Here is a 16,641-nt window from a genome sequence, read left to right as displayed (position 1 = left end):
GCGTTCGCCTAAGGATGGCGGATGAATACGGCCACGGACCTCCCCGGAACAGCGAAGGTGCCCGTTTTCTTCTCGTAGGACGCCCTCTTGACGGTAGAGTCCGCCCCTGCCACCTGCACGGGATGCAGCCGGTAGGTGCTTCCGGCAAGGGCACTGATCCGCTGGTCCTGAGCCTTCGGCGTCGCGTTGAACACGACGACCAGGTCGCCGAGTTCCATCGTGATCACCCCGGGCGTCTCGTCCTTCCCGGACAGCGGGAAGGACAGCCGCGACTGCACCCGGTCCGCCGTGCCGAGCGAGAAGGTCTTCTCCGTCGTACGGATCCTCAACAGGTCCTGGTACGCGGCCGAGGCCCCCTCGATCTGCGCGCAACCGACCTTCACCGAGCCCAACAGCGGCTTGGCGTACGGCCACTTGGACGCGTTGTCGGCCGCCATGGGCAGTCCGCGGCCGAAGCCGTTGCCGTCCCGGCAGTCCCAGTGGATGGCGTTGAACCAGTCGCCGCTGTCGTAGGAGTTGCGGTCCAGGGACTTGGAGCGCAGCAGGTCGGTGCCCGCCTGGGAGAGCGACGGGCCCTGCGAGAGGGCGGCCGTGGCCATGGCGAGTACCTGCATCCTGGCCCGGTCGGACGCGCTGGTGCTCGTGGGCAGCTTGTACGTCAGCGCGTCGAACAGTGACTCGTTGTCGTGCGCGTCGGCGTAGGCGAGGGCGTCACCGGGGGCGTCGGCGTATCCGGCGGGCTGACCGTTGTAGTCGACCTGGGCACCGGTGACCTGCTTGCCGTCGGTGTCGGTGAAGGTGAACTGCCTGAGGTTGCCGGACAGGCCCACCTTGATGAGGTCCTGGTAGTGCAGGAGGCGGGCCTTCTGCTCCTCGGGCGTCCCGTTGGCCGTCGATGTGTTGGGGTCGGTGTACAGCCCGGACGCGAAGCCCTGGACGCGGGGGTCCTCGTCGAAGGGGCCGCCGCCGCGTACGGCGTCACGGGCGCGGTCGGAGAAGGTCGCGATCCCGGTGCCGGCCATGTTCTTCTGCGTGGCCTGCACGAAGCGGGCGTCGTCGGCGACCTCGCCGAAGTTCCAGCCCTCGCCGTAGAGGATGATCTTCCTGCCGTCGACGCCGTCCTTCTTGAGGGTCAGTGCGTCGAGGGCCTTGCGGACGGCCAGGATGTTGGCCTTGGGGTGGTGGCCCATGAGGTCGAAGCGGAACCCGTCGACCTTGTACTCCCGGGCCCAGGTGACGATCGAGTCGACGACCAGCTTGCCCATCATGGCGTTCTCGGTGGCGGTGTTGGCACAGCAGGTGCTGTTGGCGACCGAACCGTCGGCGAGGAGCCGCTGGTAGTAGCCCGGCACGATCCGGTCGAGCACGCTCGTGGACGCCTGTCCACTGGCCGCCGTGTGGTTGTAGACCACGTCCATGACGACCCTCAGACCGTCCTCGTTGAGGGACTTGACCATCCTGCGGAACTCGACCGTACGGCCGGTGCCGTCCGGGTCGGTCGCGTACGAGCCCTCGGGGACCGTGTAGTGGTAGGGGTCGTAGCCCCAGTTGTAGGCGTCCTTGGCGGCGGTCTTGGCTACGCACTCCTGCTGCTGGTCGGAGTCGGCCGGGTAGGAGGTGAGATCGCAGTCCGGAGTCGTTTGGTCGGTCTTCTTCTCCGGGATGGTGGCGATGTCGAATGCGGGCAGCAGGTGCACATGGCTCGTGCCCGACTTCGCGAGCTGTCGCAGGTGCTTCGAGCCGTCGCTGTTCTTGTCGGTGAAGGCGAGGTAGGTGCCCTGGTCCTTCGCGGGCACGGTCTTGTCCGCCACCGAGAAGTCCCGGATGTGCAGCTCCTGGATCTCGGCGTCCTTGAGGGGGACGGCCTTGGGCTTGGTGTACGCCGACCAGCCGCTCGGGGCGAGGGACCTGTCGTTCAGGTCGACGACGAGACTGCGCTCGGAGTCGGTGGTGAGGGCGACCGAGTAGGGATCGGTGACCTTGTTGGTGACCACCTTGCCGACGCTGGGAGCCCAGACCTTGACGACGTACCGATAGGGCTTGCCCTTCCAGGACCCCGGGCCGGTGACGGACCAGACGCCGGTGGTGGCGTCGCGGGTCATGGCGACCATGGAGCCGTCGAGTTCGAGTTTCACGGACTGCGCGGTCGGCGCCCAGACGGCGAGCGTCGGGCGTCCCTTGCTGAACGTCGGCCCGAGGTCGGCCTGCGTCGCCTTCGGGTACAGGTCGTCGAGGACGCCCGCGATCTGGACGCCGGTCGCCGCCAACACGGCGCCGTTGGCGGCGCGTTGGGAGGCGACGACCTGGCCGCTCAGGGCTTGGCGTACCCGGTCGCGGTCACGCGGGTCCACGGACCAGGCCGTGTAGTCCTTCAGCTGCGGGAACTTCGCCTTCTGGGCGTCGGTGAGGGCGGTCTTGGTGAGCCGCAGCCAGCGCTCGTCGTCGCTGGTCAGCGCACCGCCGTTCACGGTGATCGAGCCGTTGTGGGAGTACAGCAGCTGGGTGGAGGCGGCGGCCCCGGACCCGTTCCAGGCGACCGTGTTCCGGTCGATCCAGACCGCCTTGGAGGTGGTCAGGTCGAGCGCGGCGGCTGACCCGGCGGGCTGCGGGAGCAGGTACTTCTCCTGGCCGTTCAGGAGCCACACCTCGTGGCCGTCTGCCGTGAGGTCCAGGGACTGGTCGGTGGGCAGGTCCTTCTCGTCGCCCTTGTGGATGATGTAACTGAGGCTCGTGGCCCCGTTGTTGAGCGGTACCTCGTAGACCGCGCCATAGCTGTCAGTCTTCACCGGTTCCAGCGGCTTCGACCAGTCGGTGGGGTTCGCGGCACCCGTCCAGACGTGCAGGCCCCAGCCGTCGTAGTTCCCGTCTGCGCGGTGGTAGTGGATGACCGCCTTGGTCTTGTCCTGCGCCGGGTAGTCGGGCTTCTCGGTGCGTACGGCGTCCTTGCCCTGTTCGATCCACACCTCGCCGGTCCGGGTGACGTCGATCGTGCGGTCGGCGGAGACGTCCTTGTCACCGTCCTTGTCGATGACGAGGAAGCCGACGTTCGAGGCACCCGGCTTCAGCTTGACGTAGGCGAAAGCGCCGTACGCGTCCCGGCCGACGAAGGGATGGCTGCCGGGCCAGGTGGTGGACTCACCGTCGGCGAGGTCGCCCCAGGCGTACAGCCCCCAGTCGGCGTAGTCGCCGTCGGCGCGCTTGTAGTGGACGACCGCGTAGTCGCGGGAGGAGGCGGTGGGGGGCTCTTCGGTGGGCGGGGTGCCGGTTTCCGAGGAGGCGGTGGCACTGGCCGTGCGGCCGGCCGAGTCGATCACAACCGCCTTGTAGCGCAGGGCGGTTGTGGCCGGTACGGCCTTGTCGATGACCTGTGTGACTTTGTAGGGCGCGTGGTCGGCGGAGCCCAGGGTCTGCCACTTGCCGTTTCCGACCTGTGCCGCGAAGACGACCCGGTTGAGCTGTCCGCCGTCCACGTCGGCGGTGAGCTCGACCGTGCCGGTGGCACCGGCCGCAGGGGCCTTGAGGGTGATCGTCGGCTTGGTGGCGGGCGCGGCGAGCTTGCCGGACGCCTTGAGGACTGTCGCGGAACCGGCGGGGACGGTGACAGTGATCTTCTTGTCGGCGCCGGTCCTGGCCGTGGCGTCGGTGCCGTAGATCCCCTGGTAGGTCATGTTCGCCGAACCGGTTGCGAATGACGCCGACTTGGCCGTGCCGGCGTTGTTGAAGGCGACGACGTACTCGTTGCCTCCCTGAGTGCGGGAGAAGGCGTAGACCCCGGTCCCGTCGGCCGCATACCGCTCCTCCTGGACGCCGTCCGTCAGCGCCGGGTTGGCCTTGCGGAGCTTCGCGAGTTCGGTGATCTGCCGGTACAGCGGGGCGCTCGTGTCGTACGCGTCGCTCGCGTGGGTGCGGTCGGTGCCGATCTCGTCGTCGTCGAGGTAGTCGGGGGTCTTCGACGCGAACATGGTCTGGCGGGCGTCCTTGTCGCCCTCGGCGCCCGTGAAGCCCTGTTCGTCGCCGTAGTAGACGACGGGGTTGCCGCGGCTGAGGAACATCAGCTCGTTGGCGAGCTCGTCCTTGGCGAGGAGTTCGGCGTCGGTGGCCTTCGGGTTGTCCTGGTTCAGGAAGTACCCGATGCGACCCATGTCGTGGTTGCCGAGGAAGGTGACCTGCTCGTAGGCGTTGGCCTTGTCGGTCGTGTACTTGTAGTCGTCGCCGAAGACGCCGGCGAGCTTCCGCGCGCTGCCGCCCTGGGAGGCGTACTGCCGGGCGGCCTCCTGGAAGGGGAAGTCCAGCGTGGCGTCGAGGCGGCCCTGGGTGACGTACGGCGAGGTGACCGCCGTGTCGGCGGAGTAGACCTCGCCGAACATGAAGAAGTTCTTCCGGCCCCGCTGGGCCGCGTAGGCGTCGAGGGCCGTGGCCCACCGGGTCCAGAACTCCATGTTGACGTGCTTCACGGTGTCGATCCGGAAGCCGTCGATGTCGAAGTCGCGGACCCAGCGCCGGTAGATCTTCTCCATGCCGGAGACGACCTCGGGACGCTCGGTCCACAGGTCGTCGAGGCCGGAGAAGTCGCCGTAGGTCGTCGACTCACCGGCGTAGGTCGAGTCGCCGCGGTTGTGGTACATCGTGGGGTCGTTGAGCCAGGAGGGGACCCTGGCGTCCGTGTCGGTGACCGTGGGCGTGCGCGGGAAGGAGTCCGCGTCCACCGCGGGGAAGTGCCCCTTGGCCGCGTGGTCCGCGTCGTCGAAGGGCTCGCCGTCCTTGGTCAGATACGGGAAGGCGCCCTTGGAGAGGTAGTCGTAGGACTTCTCCTCGTAGTCGACGACGTCGGCCGTGTGGTTGGTGATGACGTCGAAGAAGACCTTCATGCCCTTGGCGTGGGCCTTGGAGATGAGGGTCTCCAGGTCCTTGTTGGTGCCGAAGTGCGGGTCGACCTGGGTGAAGTCGGTGATCCAGTAGCCGTGGTAGCCCGCGGAGGCGTTGCTCCCCGTGCCCTGCACGGGCTTGTTCTTGAAGATCGGGGCCATCCAGATGGCGGTGGTGCCGAGGCCCTTGATGTAGTCGAGCTTCCTGGTGAGGCCCTTGAGGTCGCCGCCCTGGTAGAAGCCCTTGTCGGTGGGGTCGTAACCGGTGGAGAGGCGGGAACCGGTGAGGCCGCCCTCGTCGTTCGCGGTGTCGCCGTTGGCGAAACGGTCCGGCAGGACGAAGTAGAACTGCTCACGGGTGTCGTCGTGCCGGGCCGGTTCCGCGGCGAGCTTCGCGTCGGAAGGCGGTGGTGGCGGAGTCTCCGCCCGGGCTGCGAGGGGCTGGACGAGCGCTGCGGCCAGCGCGGTCACGGTGACCGCGGCGACCCGTCCGGCCTGAGCGGTACGGCGCCTGGACGGCACCGGCCATCTCGATATCACGGATGGACTCCTTGCGATTGCGGCTCTACATGGGTCCGACCCCGCGTGACCGTATCGCCGCCGTAAGCCTTACAGCAAGAGTCCTGAAACAGTCGGAAAGAACTTGCAGTCCCGGATCGACGCGTATCGCCCATAACCAGTCGCCGCAGGCGCGGTCACGCGGCTACCTTGCCTGCATGGAACAGGAACCTCCCCTCGTGCGCGAGGTCTTCCCGGAACTGATCGACGAACTGGCCGCCCTCCTGGAAGCGGAAGGGGAACGCGACCTGGCCATCACCGTGCGGGATGTCCGGATGGTGGGCGAGTGCGGCTGCGGGGACGACTACTGCCAGAGCATCCGGACGGCGGATCATCCGGACGGGCAGCCGTACGGCCCGGACCATCGTTGCGTACCGCTGCTGCCCTCGTCGGGCGATCTGATCCTCGACGTCGTGGCCGGCCGGATCGTGTACATCGAGGTCCTCGGACAGCCACCCCTGCGCCGGCCGGCTCAGCCGTGACAACCGCTCAGCAGCTCGACTTGCCCGCGTAGATCGCCAGCGCCGTGTTGGACCCGAGCGTGGCCGTGAACTGGCCGCCGGCGTTCACCGTCACGCTCGTGTTGTTCTGCACGTTGCAGTACGTGCCGGCGGGCAGTGAGGTCTGGTAGGTCCGACTCAGGCTGCTCGACTCGTGGTTGACGGCGACGTACCCCTTGGCGCCCCGCCCGAAGGCGATCGCGTCGCCGCCGTTGTCCCACCAGTCGGTGACCGACTCGCCGCGGGTCGCGTTGCGGAAGGCGACCATGCGGAGGATCTCGGGCCAGGCGTGCTGGCACTTCCAGCCGTCCTGCCAACAGGCGGTCACGGAGCCGTTGTCGGGCGGCCCGGCGTCCGTGTCGGACCATTCGTAGCCGGAGTTGATGTCCGGGGCGCCGTACGGGTAGGCGAGCATGAAGACGTTGGCGAGGGTGTAGTTGGCGCCGTCCTTGTAGTTCAAGGTGCTGCCGTTGCGCTCGGTGTCGTGGTTGTCGACGAAGACGCCCGCGACCGAGCTGCTGATATAGCCCCAGCCCTCGCCGTAGTTCTTCAGGTAGGCGAGGTTCTCGTTGTTGAAGACGCGCTTGAGGTCGTAGGCGTAACGGAACTCCTGCACATCGCCGTTGCCCGTGTACTCGGTGGGCTGGACGGCCTCTCCGCTGCCGTAGATGACCTCCTGCTTCCAGTAGACCGACGGGTTGCTCAGCCGGGACTTGATGTTGGCGAGGTCGGCGGTGTCGATGTGCTTGGCCGCGTCGATGCGGAAGCCGTCGACGCCGAGGGTGAGCAGGTCGTTCATGTACCCGGCGATCGCGCCGCGGACGTACGGCTCACCGGTGTCGAGGTCGGCCAGGCCGACCAGCTCGCAGTGCTGGACGTTCCAGCGGTCCTGGTAGTTGGTGACCTGGGAGGTGCAGTCGTCGAAGTCGTACGACGAGTACAGCCCGGGGTAGTTGTACTTCGTGTACGACGACCCGCCCGTGCCGGTGCCGCTGCCCGCCGACATGTGGTTGACGACGGTGTCGACGACGACCTTCACTCCGGCCGCGTGGCAGGTGTTCACCATGTTCCGGAAGGCCGTACGGTCCCCGAGCCGGCCCGCGATCCTGTAGCTGACGGGCTGGTACGAGGTCCACCACTGCGAGCCCTGGATGTGCTCGGCGGGCGGGGAGACCTGGACGTAGCCGTATCCGGCGGGGCCGAGGGTGGTGGTGCACTCCTTGGCGACGGAGGCGAAGTTCCACTCGAAGAGGACGGCGGTGACGTCCTTGGTGCCGGGCGGGGAGGCCTGGGCGGCGGTGGGGGTGAGGACGGCGGCCGAGGCGGCGAACACCGTGGCCGCGGCGGTGGCGGTGGCTCTTGCGGACCATCTCGATATCACGTGGGGGTTCTCCTTGCCGGACGGCCAGGCGTCTTTGCCTGGCGCCGGCGAGAACGTACCGCTGACGAAATGTTTACAGCAAGAGTCGTGAAAGCAACGGCAAGAACTTTCACACTTGGCTGGCGGGCTTGCCCGGAAGGGCGTCGCGGCTCCCCCGGCAGGAGTAGACGATCTCCACCGACCCTCCGGGCAGGGCCCGTTGGCTCAGGAAGGTCAGGCCGGTCTCCGCGCTGAGGGCGGGGGTCAGCTGGGTGCCGCCGCCGAACAGCAGGGGCAGGACGACCAGTTCGAGGCGGTCCAGTGCGCCCAGGGCGTGGAAGGTGCCGATCGTGCGGGGGCCGCCGATGAGGTGGACGTCGCCGCCCCGGTTGGCCGCGCGGAGCTTCTCGAGGAGCCGGACCGGGTCGCTGTCGGTGGTGACGTGGTCCGGGGTGCCCTCCGGGCGGTGCGAGCCGAGGACGAAGACGTCGAGGTCCGGCCAGGGCCAGCGGCTGTTGGTGAGCGCGGGCTCGAAGGTCGTACGGCCCATGAGAGCGGCCTCGCAGTCCGCCAGGAACTCCCGGATGCCGTGGCTCTGGCCGGAGACGAACGCGGGGTCGGCGGTCAGCGCGGGCCAGCCGTTCGGGGTGGTCACATAGCCGTCGGCACTCATGCTGATGCGGGCACGGATCTGCATGGTTCTCTCCCTGAGGTGTCGGGCGCTGTTCGCCCTTCCACCCAAGCGTCGATCGAGGGTCCCGCCGATCGACACGCCCGACAGAAAATCACCGGGCCCCCGCGGGAGCCCGGTGATCCCCGTATGCGCTCAGGCCGTCGTCCACCACACGGTCGTGTCGGCCGGCACCTTCGCGTCGCCGTCGACCTCGGCCACCTCTCCGCTCGCGAGGAGCAGACGGCCGTACGCCGGAGTGGTCACCGACTCACCGCCGGTGTTCGCCACACAGACGAACTCCCCGCGCCGGAAGGCGAGTACGCCCTCGGGTGCCCGCAGCCACTCCACCGCGTCGCCGGCGCCCAGGTCGGGCTGGGCCCGGCGGACGGCCAGGGCCGTGCGGTAGAGCTCAAGGGTGGAGGACGGGTCTCCGGTCTGCGCCTCCACGCTCAGGTCCGCCCACTCCGACGGCTGGGGCAGCCAGCTGCCGCCCGCGCCGAAGCCGTACGACGATCCCTCGCGCGTCCACGGGATCGGCACCCGGCAGCCGTCACGGAAGCCGTCCTGGCCCGCGCCCCGGAAGTAGGCGGGGTCCTGGCGGACCTCGTCGGCGAGGTCGACGACGTCCGGGAGGCCGAGTTCCTCGCCCTGGTAGACGTACGCCGATCCCGGCAGCGCCAGCATGAGCAGCGTGGCGGCGCGGGCGCGTCGCAGGCCCAGCTCCCTGTCCCCCGCCTCGCGGATCTGGGTGCCGAGGCCGGGCGGGTTGGCGAAGCGGGTGGCGTGGCGGGTGACGTCGTGGTTGGAGAGCACCCAGGTGGCCGGGGCGCCGACCGGGCGCATCGCCTCCAGGGTGCGGTCGATGACCCCGCGCAGTTCCTCGGCGTCCCAGGCGGTGCTCAGGTACTGGAAGTTGAAGGCCTGGTGGAGTTCGTCGGGCCGGACGTAGTTCGCCGTGCGCTCGACGGTCGGGGTCCACGCCTCGGCGACGAAGATGCGCTCGCCGGAGTACTCGTCGAGGATCAGCCGCCACTGGCGGTAGATGTCGTGGACGCCGTCCTGGTCGAAGAACGGCATGACATCGTTGCCCAGCAGCTTCACCTGGTCGTGGGATCCCAGGTCGGGCAGGCCCTCCGCCTTCACCAGGCCGTGTGCCACGTCGATGCGGAAGCCGTCGACCCCCATGTCCAGCCAGAAGCGCAGGATGGAGCGGAACTCGTCGCCGACGGCCGGGTGGTCCCAGTTGAAGTCGGGCTGCTCGGGGGCGAAGAGGTGCAGGTACCACTCGCCGTCCGCGACGCGCGTCCACGCGGGGCCGCCGAAGATCGACTCCCAGTCGTTGGGCGGGAGTTCGCCGTTCACACCCTTGCCGGGGCGGAAGTGGTAGCGGTCCCGCAGCGGCGATCCGGGCCCCTCGGCGACCGCCCGCTTGAACCACTCGTGCTGGTCGGAGGAGTGGTTGGGCACCAGGTCGACGATGATCCTGAGCCCCAGCTCGCGGGCGTCCCGGATCAGGGCGTCGGCGTCCAGGAGGTTGCCGAACATCGGGTCCACGGCCCGGTAGTCGGCCACGTCGTAGCCGGCGTCGGCCTGTGGCGAGGCGTAGAAGGGGCTCAGCCACACGGCGTCCACGCCGAGGTCGCGCAGGTACGGCAGTCGGGTGCGGATGCCCTCCAGGTCGCCCATTCCGTCACCGTTGCTGTCGGCGAAGCTGCGCGGATAGACCTGGTAGATCACCGCGTCCCGCCACCAGTCGCTGCGCTTGGCTTCGGCGGGGTGGGGGGCCGGGGCGAGGGCGGAGTGCTGCTGGCTCATGGCGTCCTTGGTACGTAAAGAAGTCATCGGTCGGTTTCAGGAAGTGGTGCGAGGCGGCCGCGGTGACAGCGGGGTCGGATGGCCACTACGGCCGCCTCGGGTCTTTTTCCGGCGGGCTAGCCCTTCGTGCCACCGGCAGTGAGACCGGTGACAAGGTTCTTCTGCACCAGGTAGAAGAACGCCGACGCCGGTATCGCGATCAGCACGGCAGTCGCTGCCATCAGGTTCCGCTGCGCATCGTGCTCACTCACAAAGCTTTGCAGTCCCACCGCGAACGTGTACTTCGTGTCGGACAGCATGAACGTGGAAGCGAACGCGACCTCACCGAACGCCGTGAGGAAGCTGTAGAACGCGGCGACCGCGAGCCCCGGCTTGGCGAGCGGCAGGATCAGCCGTGCGAACGTGCCGAAGGGGGTCAGCCCGTCGACGCGTCCGGCCTCGTCGATCTCGAACGGGATGGTGTCGAAGTAGCCCTTCATCAGCCACGCGCAGTACGGGACCGTGGTCGTGCAGTAGACGAGGACGAGTCCAAGGTAGCTGTCGATGAGCTGGAGGTCCGACAGCATCTGGTACATCGGCACCATGAGTACGGCTACCGGGAACATCTGCGTGACCAGGAGCACCCACATGAACTTCCGGTAGCCCGGAAAGCGCATCCGGGAGACGGCGTACCCGGTGGTCGCGGCGATCAGCACACCGATGAAGGCGGTCCCGAGCGAGACGATCATCGAGCTCTTCAGCCAGTCGAAGAACTCCGTGTGCTGGAGGACGAACGAGTAGTTGTCGAACGTCATCTTCTTCCAGATGCCGCCCGGATGGAGGTAGTCGTCCTTGTCCGGGCCGAGGGACAGGAAGAGCAGCCAGAGGATCGGGAACAGCGCGATCAGGCTCGCGACGATCAGGAGGCCGTGCGAGGCGAGGGAGCCGGCGAGGCTCTGCTCACCGCGGCGGCGGATCCGGCGGGGTGCTCGCGAGGAAGGGGCCTCGGTCGCTGCGGCCGGGGTCTCGACAGCGGTCGTACTCATGGGAGCTCCTGCCTCAGATCGCGAGCTGCTGGTCATTGCGGTTCAGCCAGCGGCGGTAGAAGGAGGTGAAGACGATCAGGATGGCCAGCAGCAGGATGCCGTACGCCGCCGACTGCGCGAAGTCACGCGGCTGCTGTCCGAAGCCGAGGTGGTAGGCCCAGGTCACGAGGATCTGCGCGTCCGGCGCGGTGTTGCCGAACAGCAGGAAGATGACGGCGAACTGGTTGAACGTCCAGATGATGCCGAGAAGTACGACGGTGGAGCTCACCGATCGCAGGCCCGGGAGGGTGACGTACCGGAAGCGCTGCCAGGCGCTCGCGCCGTCCATCTCGGCGGCCTCGTACAGCGAGGTGTCGATGGACTGGAGTCCGCCGAGCAGGGAGACCATCATGAACGGCACTCCGCACCAGGTGTTGACCATGATCGCGGCGAACCGCTGCCAGAAGGTGTCCTCCAGCCACGACGGCGAGGGCAGGTGCAGCCCGTCCAGCGCGGTGTTGATGATGCCGCCGTCGGCGAGCATGAACCGCCAGCCGAAGACGGTGACGAAGGTCGGTACGGCCCAGGGGAGCACGAGGATCAGTCGGTACAGCGTGCGGCCGCGCAGTTTCTGGTTGAGCAGCAGCGCGAGGCCGAGGCCGATGCAGTAGTGGAGGGTCACGCACAGGGCGGTCCAGACGATCGTCCAGATGAAGTGCGACCAGAAGCGGTCGTAGGCCGTGTCGCCCCAGAGGATGTCGGCGTAGTTGTCGAAGCCGATGAACTTGTAGGTGGCGTCGATGTGGTTGACGCCGATCGTACGGGCGGTGTTGAGGCTGTTGGCGTCGGTGAGGGTGAGATAGACGCCGTAGACCAGGGGGTAGAGCACGAGGACGCCGAGGACGATCGCCACCGGGGCGATCATCGCGTAGGCGTACCAGTGGCGTTGGTAGCCGTGCTTCAGGCGCCGGCCGAGTCCGGGCCGGGGTTCGCGGTCACCGCGTCGCTTGCCGGTCGCGCGGTCGATGGCGACTGTCATGGTTCGACAACCTTCACTGGGTTCTGCGGTTCACGAGTCGGGCGCAGGCCGGTGGCCGCCGGATCTCTCCCCCCATGATCGGGAGATCCGGCGGCCACGCGGGCTCACTTGCTGAAGTCCGGCACCAGCTTGGCGATGGCGGTCTCGGCGTTGCCCAGGCCCTTGTCCAGGGACTCCTTGCCGCCGGCGATGGAGTTCAGCTCGGTGTCCAGCGGGGTCAGCAGGGAGCTGTACTCGGGGAGCGCCGGACGCGGCTGGGCACTGGCGAGGACCGTCTGGTAGCCGGCGATGCCCGGGTCGGCCTTGACCTCGGCGGTGTAGGCGTCGTCGCGAGTGGGCAGCGTGGAGTTCTTCAGCGCGATCTGCGTCTGGGACTTCGCGGAGGTCATGAAGCCCACGAACTTCTCGGCCGCCTTCTGGTGCGCGGAGTCCGAGCCGGCGTAGATCGAGAGGTTGTGGCCGCCGGTCGGGGCGCCCGCCTTGCCGGTGGAGCCGGCCGGGACGGTGGCGATGCCGAGGTTGGACTTGTCCGTGAACGCGGAGCCCTTGTAGAAGTTCGTGATCTCCCAGGGGCCCTGGATGATCGCGGCGACCTTGCCGTTGACGAACGCGTCCTGGATGTGGGCGTAGGCGTCGGCGGTGGTGTCGGCCTTGTGCAGGCCCTTGCCGGAGAAGAGGCTCAGCCAGGTGCCGTAGCCCTTCTTGGCGGCGGCCGAGTTCACCGTGATCTTCTTGGCGGCCACGTCGACGGTGTCGGTGCCCTCGCCGAAGAGGAACGGCTGGGCGTAGTAGGCCGCGGTGGAGCCCCAGTAACCGTCGACGCCGGTCTTGTCCTTGATGGTGGCGGCGGCCTTCTTCAGGTCGTCCCAGGTCTTGGGGGCCTCGACGCCGGCCTTCGTGAAGAGTTCCTTGTTGTAGACCAGGGCGAGGGTGTCGGTGACGAACGGGACACCGTAGGTCTTGCCGTCGTACTTGGCCTGCTCGATCAGGTTCGGCTGGAACTTGCTCACGTCGGAGAGGGCCTCGGTGCCGTCGAGGGGCAGGAAGTAGCCCTTCTTGGCAAAGGCCGGGGTCCAGCCGACGTCGGAGCGCAGCACGTCGGGGGCGCCGGAGGCACCGGCGGCCGTGTCGAACTTGTTCTGCGCCTGGTCGAACGGAACGTTGACGTACTTGACCTTGATGTCCTTGTTGGCGGCCTCGAAGTCCTTGATCAGGGCCTTGTACGTCGGCGCCTCATTGGTGGCGTTGGAGGTGTCCCACCAGGTGATGGTGACCGGACCGTCGGCCTTGTCGCCGCTGTCGCTTCCGCCGCAGGCCGTCGCCGCGAGGGCGAAGGACGCCACCAGCGCGGTGGCCGCTATGCCACGCCGCATGAGTTCTCCTTGAGGGTGAAAGCCCGGGGTGCGGAGGGGGTCCCGTTCCCCGTCTCCGCCGGGCGTGGCCGAACGTAACAGCGATGCAAGCCTCACGAAAGACCTTGCAGCAAAAAACTGCAAGACCCCTCTGAAGTTATCCGGGCGTGACCTGTCGGCGACCGTCGTGAGACGCTTGTTCACAGGCATGGAGCAGGGCCGGAGCAGGGCCGGAGCAGGGCTGGAGCAGCGTGGGGGCGCCTGTGCAAGACTCTGCAAGCTCTTGCCATCCCGGGGCCGCACGGGAATCATCCCCTTGCGGGACAAGGGGAACCGACCAGAACAGAGGGACCGCGATGACGATACGGCCGGTACAGTCCGGTGCCGTGACCACACGGCTTGCCGACATCGCTGCCCAGGCGGGGGTCAGCGAAGCGACCGTCAGCCGCGTCCTCAACGGGAAGCCAGGCGTCGCCGCCACCACCCGCCAGACCGTGCTCGCCGCACTCGACGTGCTGGGCTACGAGCGCCCGGTCCGGCTGCGGCAGCGCAGCGAGGGACTGGTCGGCCTGATCACCCCGGAGCTGGAGAACCCCATATTCCCGGCCCTGGCCCAGGTCATCGGCCAGGCGCTGACCCGGCAGGGCTACACCCCGGTACTCGCCACCCAGACCCCGGGCGGTTCCACGGAGGACGAGCTCACCGAGATGCTCGTCGACCGGGGGGTTGCGGGCATCATCTTCGTCTCGGGACTGCACGCGGACACCTCCGCGGACATGCAGCGCTACGAGCAGCTGCGGGCACAGGGCGTGCCGTTCGTGCTCGTGGACGGTTTCTCGCCGAAGGTGCAGGCACCGTTCATCTCACCCGACGACCGCGCGGCGATGGCCCTCGCGGTGACGCACCTGGTGTCGCTGGGGCACACCCGGATCGGCCTGGCCCTCGGCCCTAAGCGCTTCGTGCCGGTGCAGCGCAAGATCGAGGGCTTCGTGCGCACCATGCAGGACCAGCTCGGTCTGGCCGCGGCGACCGTCGAGGCGGACCTCGTCCAGCACTCGCTCTACACCCTGGAGGGCGGTCAGGCGGCCGCGACGGCCCTGATCGACCGTGACTGCACGGCGGTGGTGTGCGCGAGCGACATGATGGCGCTGGGCGCGATACGCGCGGCCCGGCAGCGGGGTCTGGAAGTGCCGCGGGACGTCTCGGTGGTGGGCTTCGACGACTCCCCGCTGATCGCCTTCACCGACCCGCCGCTGACGACGATCCGCAAGCCGGTGCCTGCCATGGGCCAGGCGGCCGTGCGGACCTTGCTGGAGGAGATCGGCGGAACGCCCGCACCGCACAGCGAGTTCGTGTTCATGCCGGAGCTGGTGGTGCGGGGGTCGACGGCTTCGGCTCCTGGGGATCGCGCACGTCCGTAGAGGTGTCGGCCCCTGAGGGCCGTACTCGTCCGCAGGGCGGAGAGACCGGGCCGGATGCAGTGCGCGGGGAGGAGAACGGGACAGTCTTCCCGCCGTAGGACATGCGACCCGAACCCGACCGGGGGATGATCGGTGGGTAAGGCGCTTCTGGCAGACTTTGTGTCTATGGGTGACTCGACCGTGACCAGGCTGGACGACCGCGAGAACGCGGCTGCTCCGGACTTTCTCACGGCTCCGGACCGGCCCGGTCTCCTTCGCCGCCTCCGTACCCCGCGCCGCCCGCGCCTGTGGTTCGAGATCCTGCTGATCGCGGTGAGTTACTGGACGTACTCCCTGATCCGCAACGCGGTGCCGGAGCAGAAGACGGAGGCGCTGCGCAACGCGGACTGGATCTGGCGGATGGAGCACCATCTCGGCATCGCGGTGGAGGAGTCCGTCAACCACGCGGTCAACTCGGTGACTTGGCTCATCGTCGGGATGAACTACTACTACGCGACGCTGCACTTCATCGTGACGCTGAGCGTCCTGGTCTGGCTCTACCGCAGCCATCCCGGCCGTTACGCGGCGACGCGCCTGGTGCTGTTCGCGACCACGGGCGTGGCACTGGTCGGTTACTACCTGTATCCCCTGGCGCCCCCGCGGCTGATGAACGGCGGGAACTTCGTCGACACGGTCATGGTCCACCAGACCTGGGGTTCGATGGCCTCCGGCGACCTCAAGCACATGTCCAACCAGTACGCCGCGATGCCGTCCATGCACATCGGCTGGTCCCTGTGGTGCGGCCTGACGATCTTCGCGCTGGCGTCGGTGCCGTGGGTCCGCGTCCTCGGCCTGCTCTACCCGACGGCGACGCTCCTGGTCATCGTCTCCACCGCCAACCACTTCTGGCTCGACGCGGTGGGCGGCATCCTGTGCCTCCTGTTCGGCTTCACGGTGGCCCGCGTCTGGTACGGCGCGCTGCCGTACTCGCTTCCGAAGGTGGTCCCGGCCCCGGACGGGGGCAGGCTGCCGAGGGCCAGGGCCTAGCCGGGCTCCGTCCGGCGAATCAGACCGGAGCGATGTCCCGCCTGAGCGCCGTCCCCGGCCGTCGGCGTCTCCACGGCCCTGCGGGGGGGTGCGGCGCGATGCGGCTCTCCCGCCACGCGGGCCTGATCCACCGGACCGCCCCGCCTAGCCCGCGGCAGCGTCCCGCAGCGCCTCCACGAACGTCTCCAGGGCCGGTTGCGGCAGCGCCGTCTCCCGTACGGCCGCGAGGATCGCGCGGGTCGGTTCCGGGCTCTTCAGCGGTCGTACGACGACGTCGGGGTGCCGTCCGCCCAGGCCCAGCCGCGGAATCAGGGTGACCCCGAGTCCCGCCGCCACGAAGCCCTGTGCCGTGGCATAGTCCTCGCTGTCGACGACGAAGCGAGGCTGGAAACCGGCCGTGGCGCAGGCGCTGAGCTGGGCGTCGAGACAGGGGCCCGGCCACTCGCTGCCGACCCAGGGTTCGTCGGCCAGGTCGGTCAGGCGGAGGGTGCCGTGGGTCGCCAGCGGGTGGTCCTTCGGCAGCACGGCCAGGTAGGGATCGTCCAGCAGGTGCAGCAGCCGTACGCCTTCGTGGTCGCCCGGTCCGACGACCAGCGCCAGGTCCGCCCGCCCCTCCCGTACGTCCGGCAGCGGGTCGGGTCCGGTCAGCTTCAACTCGATCCGTACGCCCGGCTGTTCGGCCCGCAGCCGGGCCACCGCCGGGGCGACCAGACGGGCCCCCGCGGTGGCGAAGTAGCGCACCGAGAGCCGGCCGGTGCGGCCCGCGAGGAGGTCCCCCAGGGCGGTCTCCGCCTCGGCGACCTGGCGGCCGATCGCGTCCGCGTACTCCGTGAGCAACAGCCCGGCGGCCGTGGGCCGCACGCCCCTCCCGACCCGTTCGAGGAGCTCGGTCCTGGCCTCCTTCTCCAGCGCCGCCACCTGCTGGCTGACCGCGGAGGGCGTGTAACCGAGCCGGGCCGCCGCCGCGGTCACCGAACCGGCGCTCACCACGGCCGCGAGCATCTGCATCCGTCGCACATCAAGCATGC

Annotated in this window: 11 protein-coding genes; 3 read left to right on the top strand and 8 right to left on the bottom strand. The window is 68.5% G+C overall.

Annotation, left to right across the window (positions count from 1 at the left end):
* Positions 1-8: 8 nt before the first annotated feature.
* Entirely contained in the window at positions 9-5,405 is a 5,397-nt protein-coding gene (gene pulA, locus AB0D34_RS15745; RefSeq protein ID WP_362661786.1) for a pullulanase-type alpha-1,6-glucosidase, read from the bottom strand.
* A 176-nt stretch (positions 5,406-5,581) separates the two neighbouring features.
* On the opposite strand from pulA, the gene AB0D34_RS15740 reads away from it, so the two are divergent.
* Positions 5,582-5,905 carry a hypothetical protein gene (locus AB0D34_RS15740; RefSeq protein WP_362661784.1) on the top strand — a complete coding sequence of 108 codons (324 nt, stop codon included), beginning with the start codon at positions 5,582-5,584 and terminating at the stop codon, positions 5,903-5,905.
* Positions 5,906-5,912: 7 nt separating this feature from the next.
* On the opposite strand, the gene AB0D34_RS15735 is transcribed toward AB0D34_RS15740, so the two are convergent.
* The 6 genes from AB0D34_RS15735 to AB0D34_RS15710 form a co-directional block, all read right to left on the bottom strand.
* Positions 5,913-7,304 (bottom strand): alpha-amylase family protein, encoded by a 1,392-nt coding sequence (locus tag AB0D34_RS15735; RefSeq protein ID WP_362661782.1) that lies wholly within the window; start codon positions 7,302-7,304, stop codon positions 5,913-5,915.
* A 109-nt stretch (positions 7,305-7,413) separates the two neighbouring features.
* Positions 7,414-7,980 carry a dihydrofolate reductase family protein gene (locus AB0D34_RS15730; protein ID WP_362661780.1) on the bottom strand — a complete coding sequence of 189 codons (567 nt, stop codon included), beginning with the start codon at positions 7,978-7,980 and terminating at the stop codon, positions 7,414-7,416.
* A 129-nt stretch (positions 7,981-8,109) separates the two neighbouring features.
* Positions 8,110-9,771, bottom strand: coding sequence for a glycoside hydrolase family 13 protein (locus AB0D34_RS15725; RefSeq protein WP_362661778.1), 1,662 nt, complete (start codon positions 9,769-9,771; stop codon positions 8,110-8,112).
* Between the two features lie 116 nt (positions 9,772-9,887).
* Positions 9,888-10,796: an ABC transporter permease subunit gene (locus tag AB0D34_RS15720; protein ID WP_362661776.1), complete on the bottom strand. Its 909-nt coding sequence runs from the start codon at positions 10,794-10,796 to the stop codon at positions 9,888-9,890.
* 13 nt (positions 10,797-10,809) lie between these two features.
* Positions 10,810-11,814, bottom strand: coding sequence for a sugar ABC transporter permease (locus AB0D34_RS15715; RefSeq protein WP_362661774.1), 1,005 nt, complete (start codon positions 11,812-11,814; stop codon positions 10,810-10,812).
* Positions 11,815-11,918: 104 nt separating this feature from the next.
* Positions 11,919-13,187, bottom strand: a complete 1,269-nt coding sequence (locus tag AB0D34_RS15710) for an extracellular solute-binding protein (RefSeq protein WP_362661772.1) — start codon at positions 13,185-13,187, stop codon at positions 11,919-11,921.
* A gap of 365 nt (positions 13,188-13,552) precedes the next feature.
* Between AB0D34_RS15710 and AB0D34_RS15705 the strand changes: the two genes are divergently transcribed.
* Both AB0D34_RS15705 and AB0D34_RS15700 read left to right on the top strand, forming a co-directional pair.
* Positions 13,553-14,587, top strand: coding sequence for a LacI family DNA-binding transcriptional regulator (locus tag AB0D34_RS15705; protein WP_362661770.1), 1,035 nt, complete (start codon positions 13,553-13,555; stop codon positions 14,585-14,587).
* Between the two features lie 165 nt (positions 14,588-14,752).
* Complete coding sequence (locus tag AB0D34_RS15700; RefSeq protein WP_362661768.1) at positions 14,753-15,613, top strand: phosphatase PAP2 family protein; 861 nt, start codon at positions 14,753-14,755, stop codon at positions 15,611-15,613.
* A 144-nt stretch (positions 15,614-15,757) separates the two neighbouring features.
* Here the strand turns inward: AB0D34_RS15700 and AB0D34_RS15695 are convergent, their stop codons facing one another.
* Positions 15,758-16,639, bottom strand: a complete 882-nt coding sequence (locus AB0D34_RS15695) for a LysR family transcriptional regulator (protein WP_362661766.1) — start codon at positions 16,637-16,639, stop codon at positions 15,758-15,760.
* Positions 16,640-16,641: the final 2 nt, after the last annotated feature.

The sequence above is a fragment of the Streptomyces sp. NPDC048420 genome, assembly GCF_040651535.1.
Classification (GTDB): Bacteria; Actinomycetota; Actinomycetes; order Streptomycetales; family Streptomycetaceae; genus Streptomyces.
This window is presented reverse-complemented; position numbering and strand designations above follow the sequence as displayed.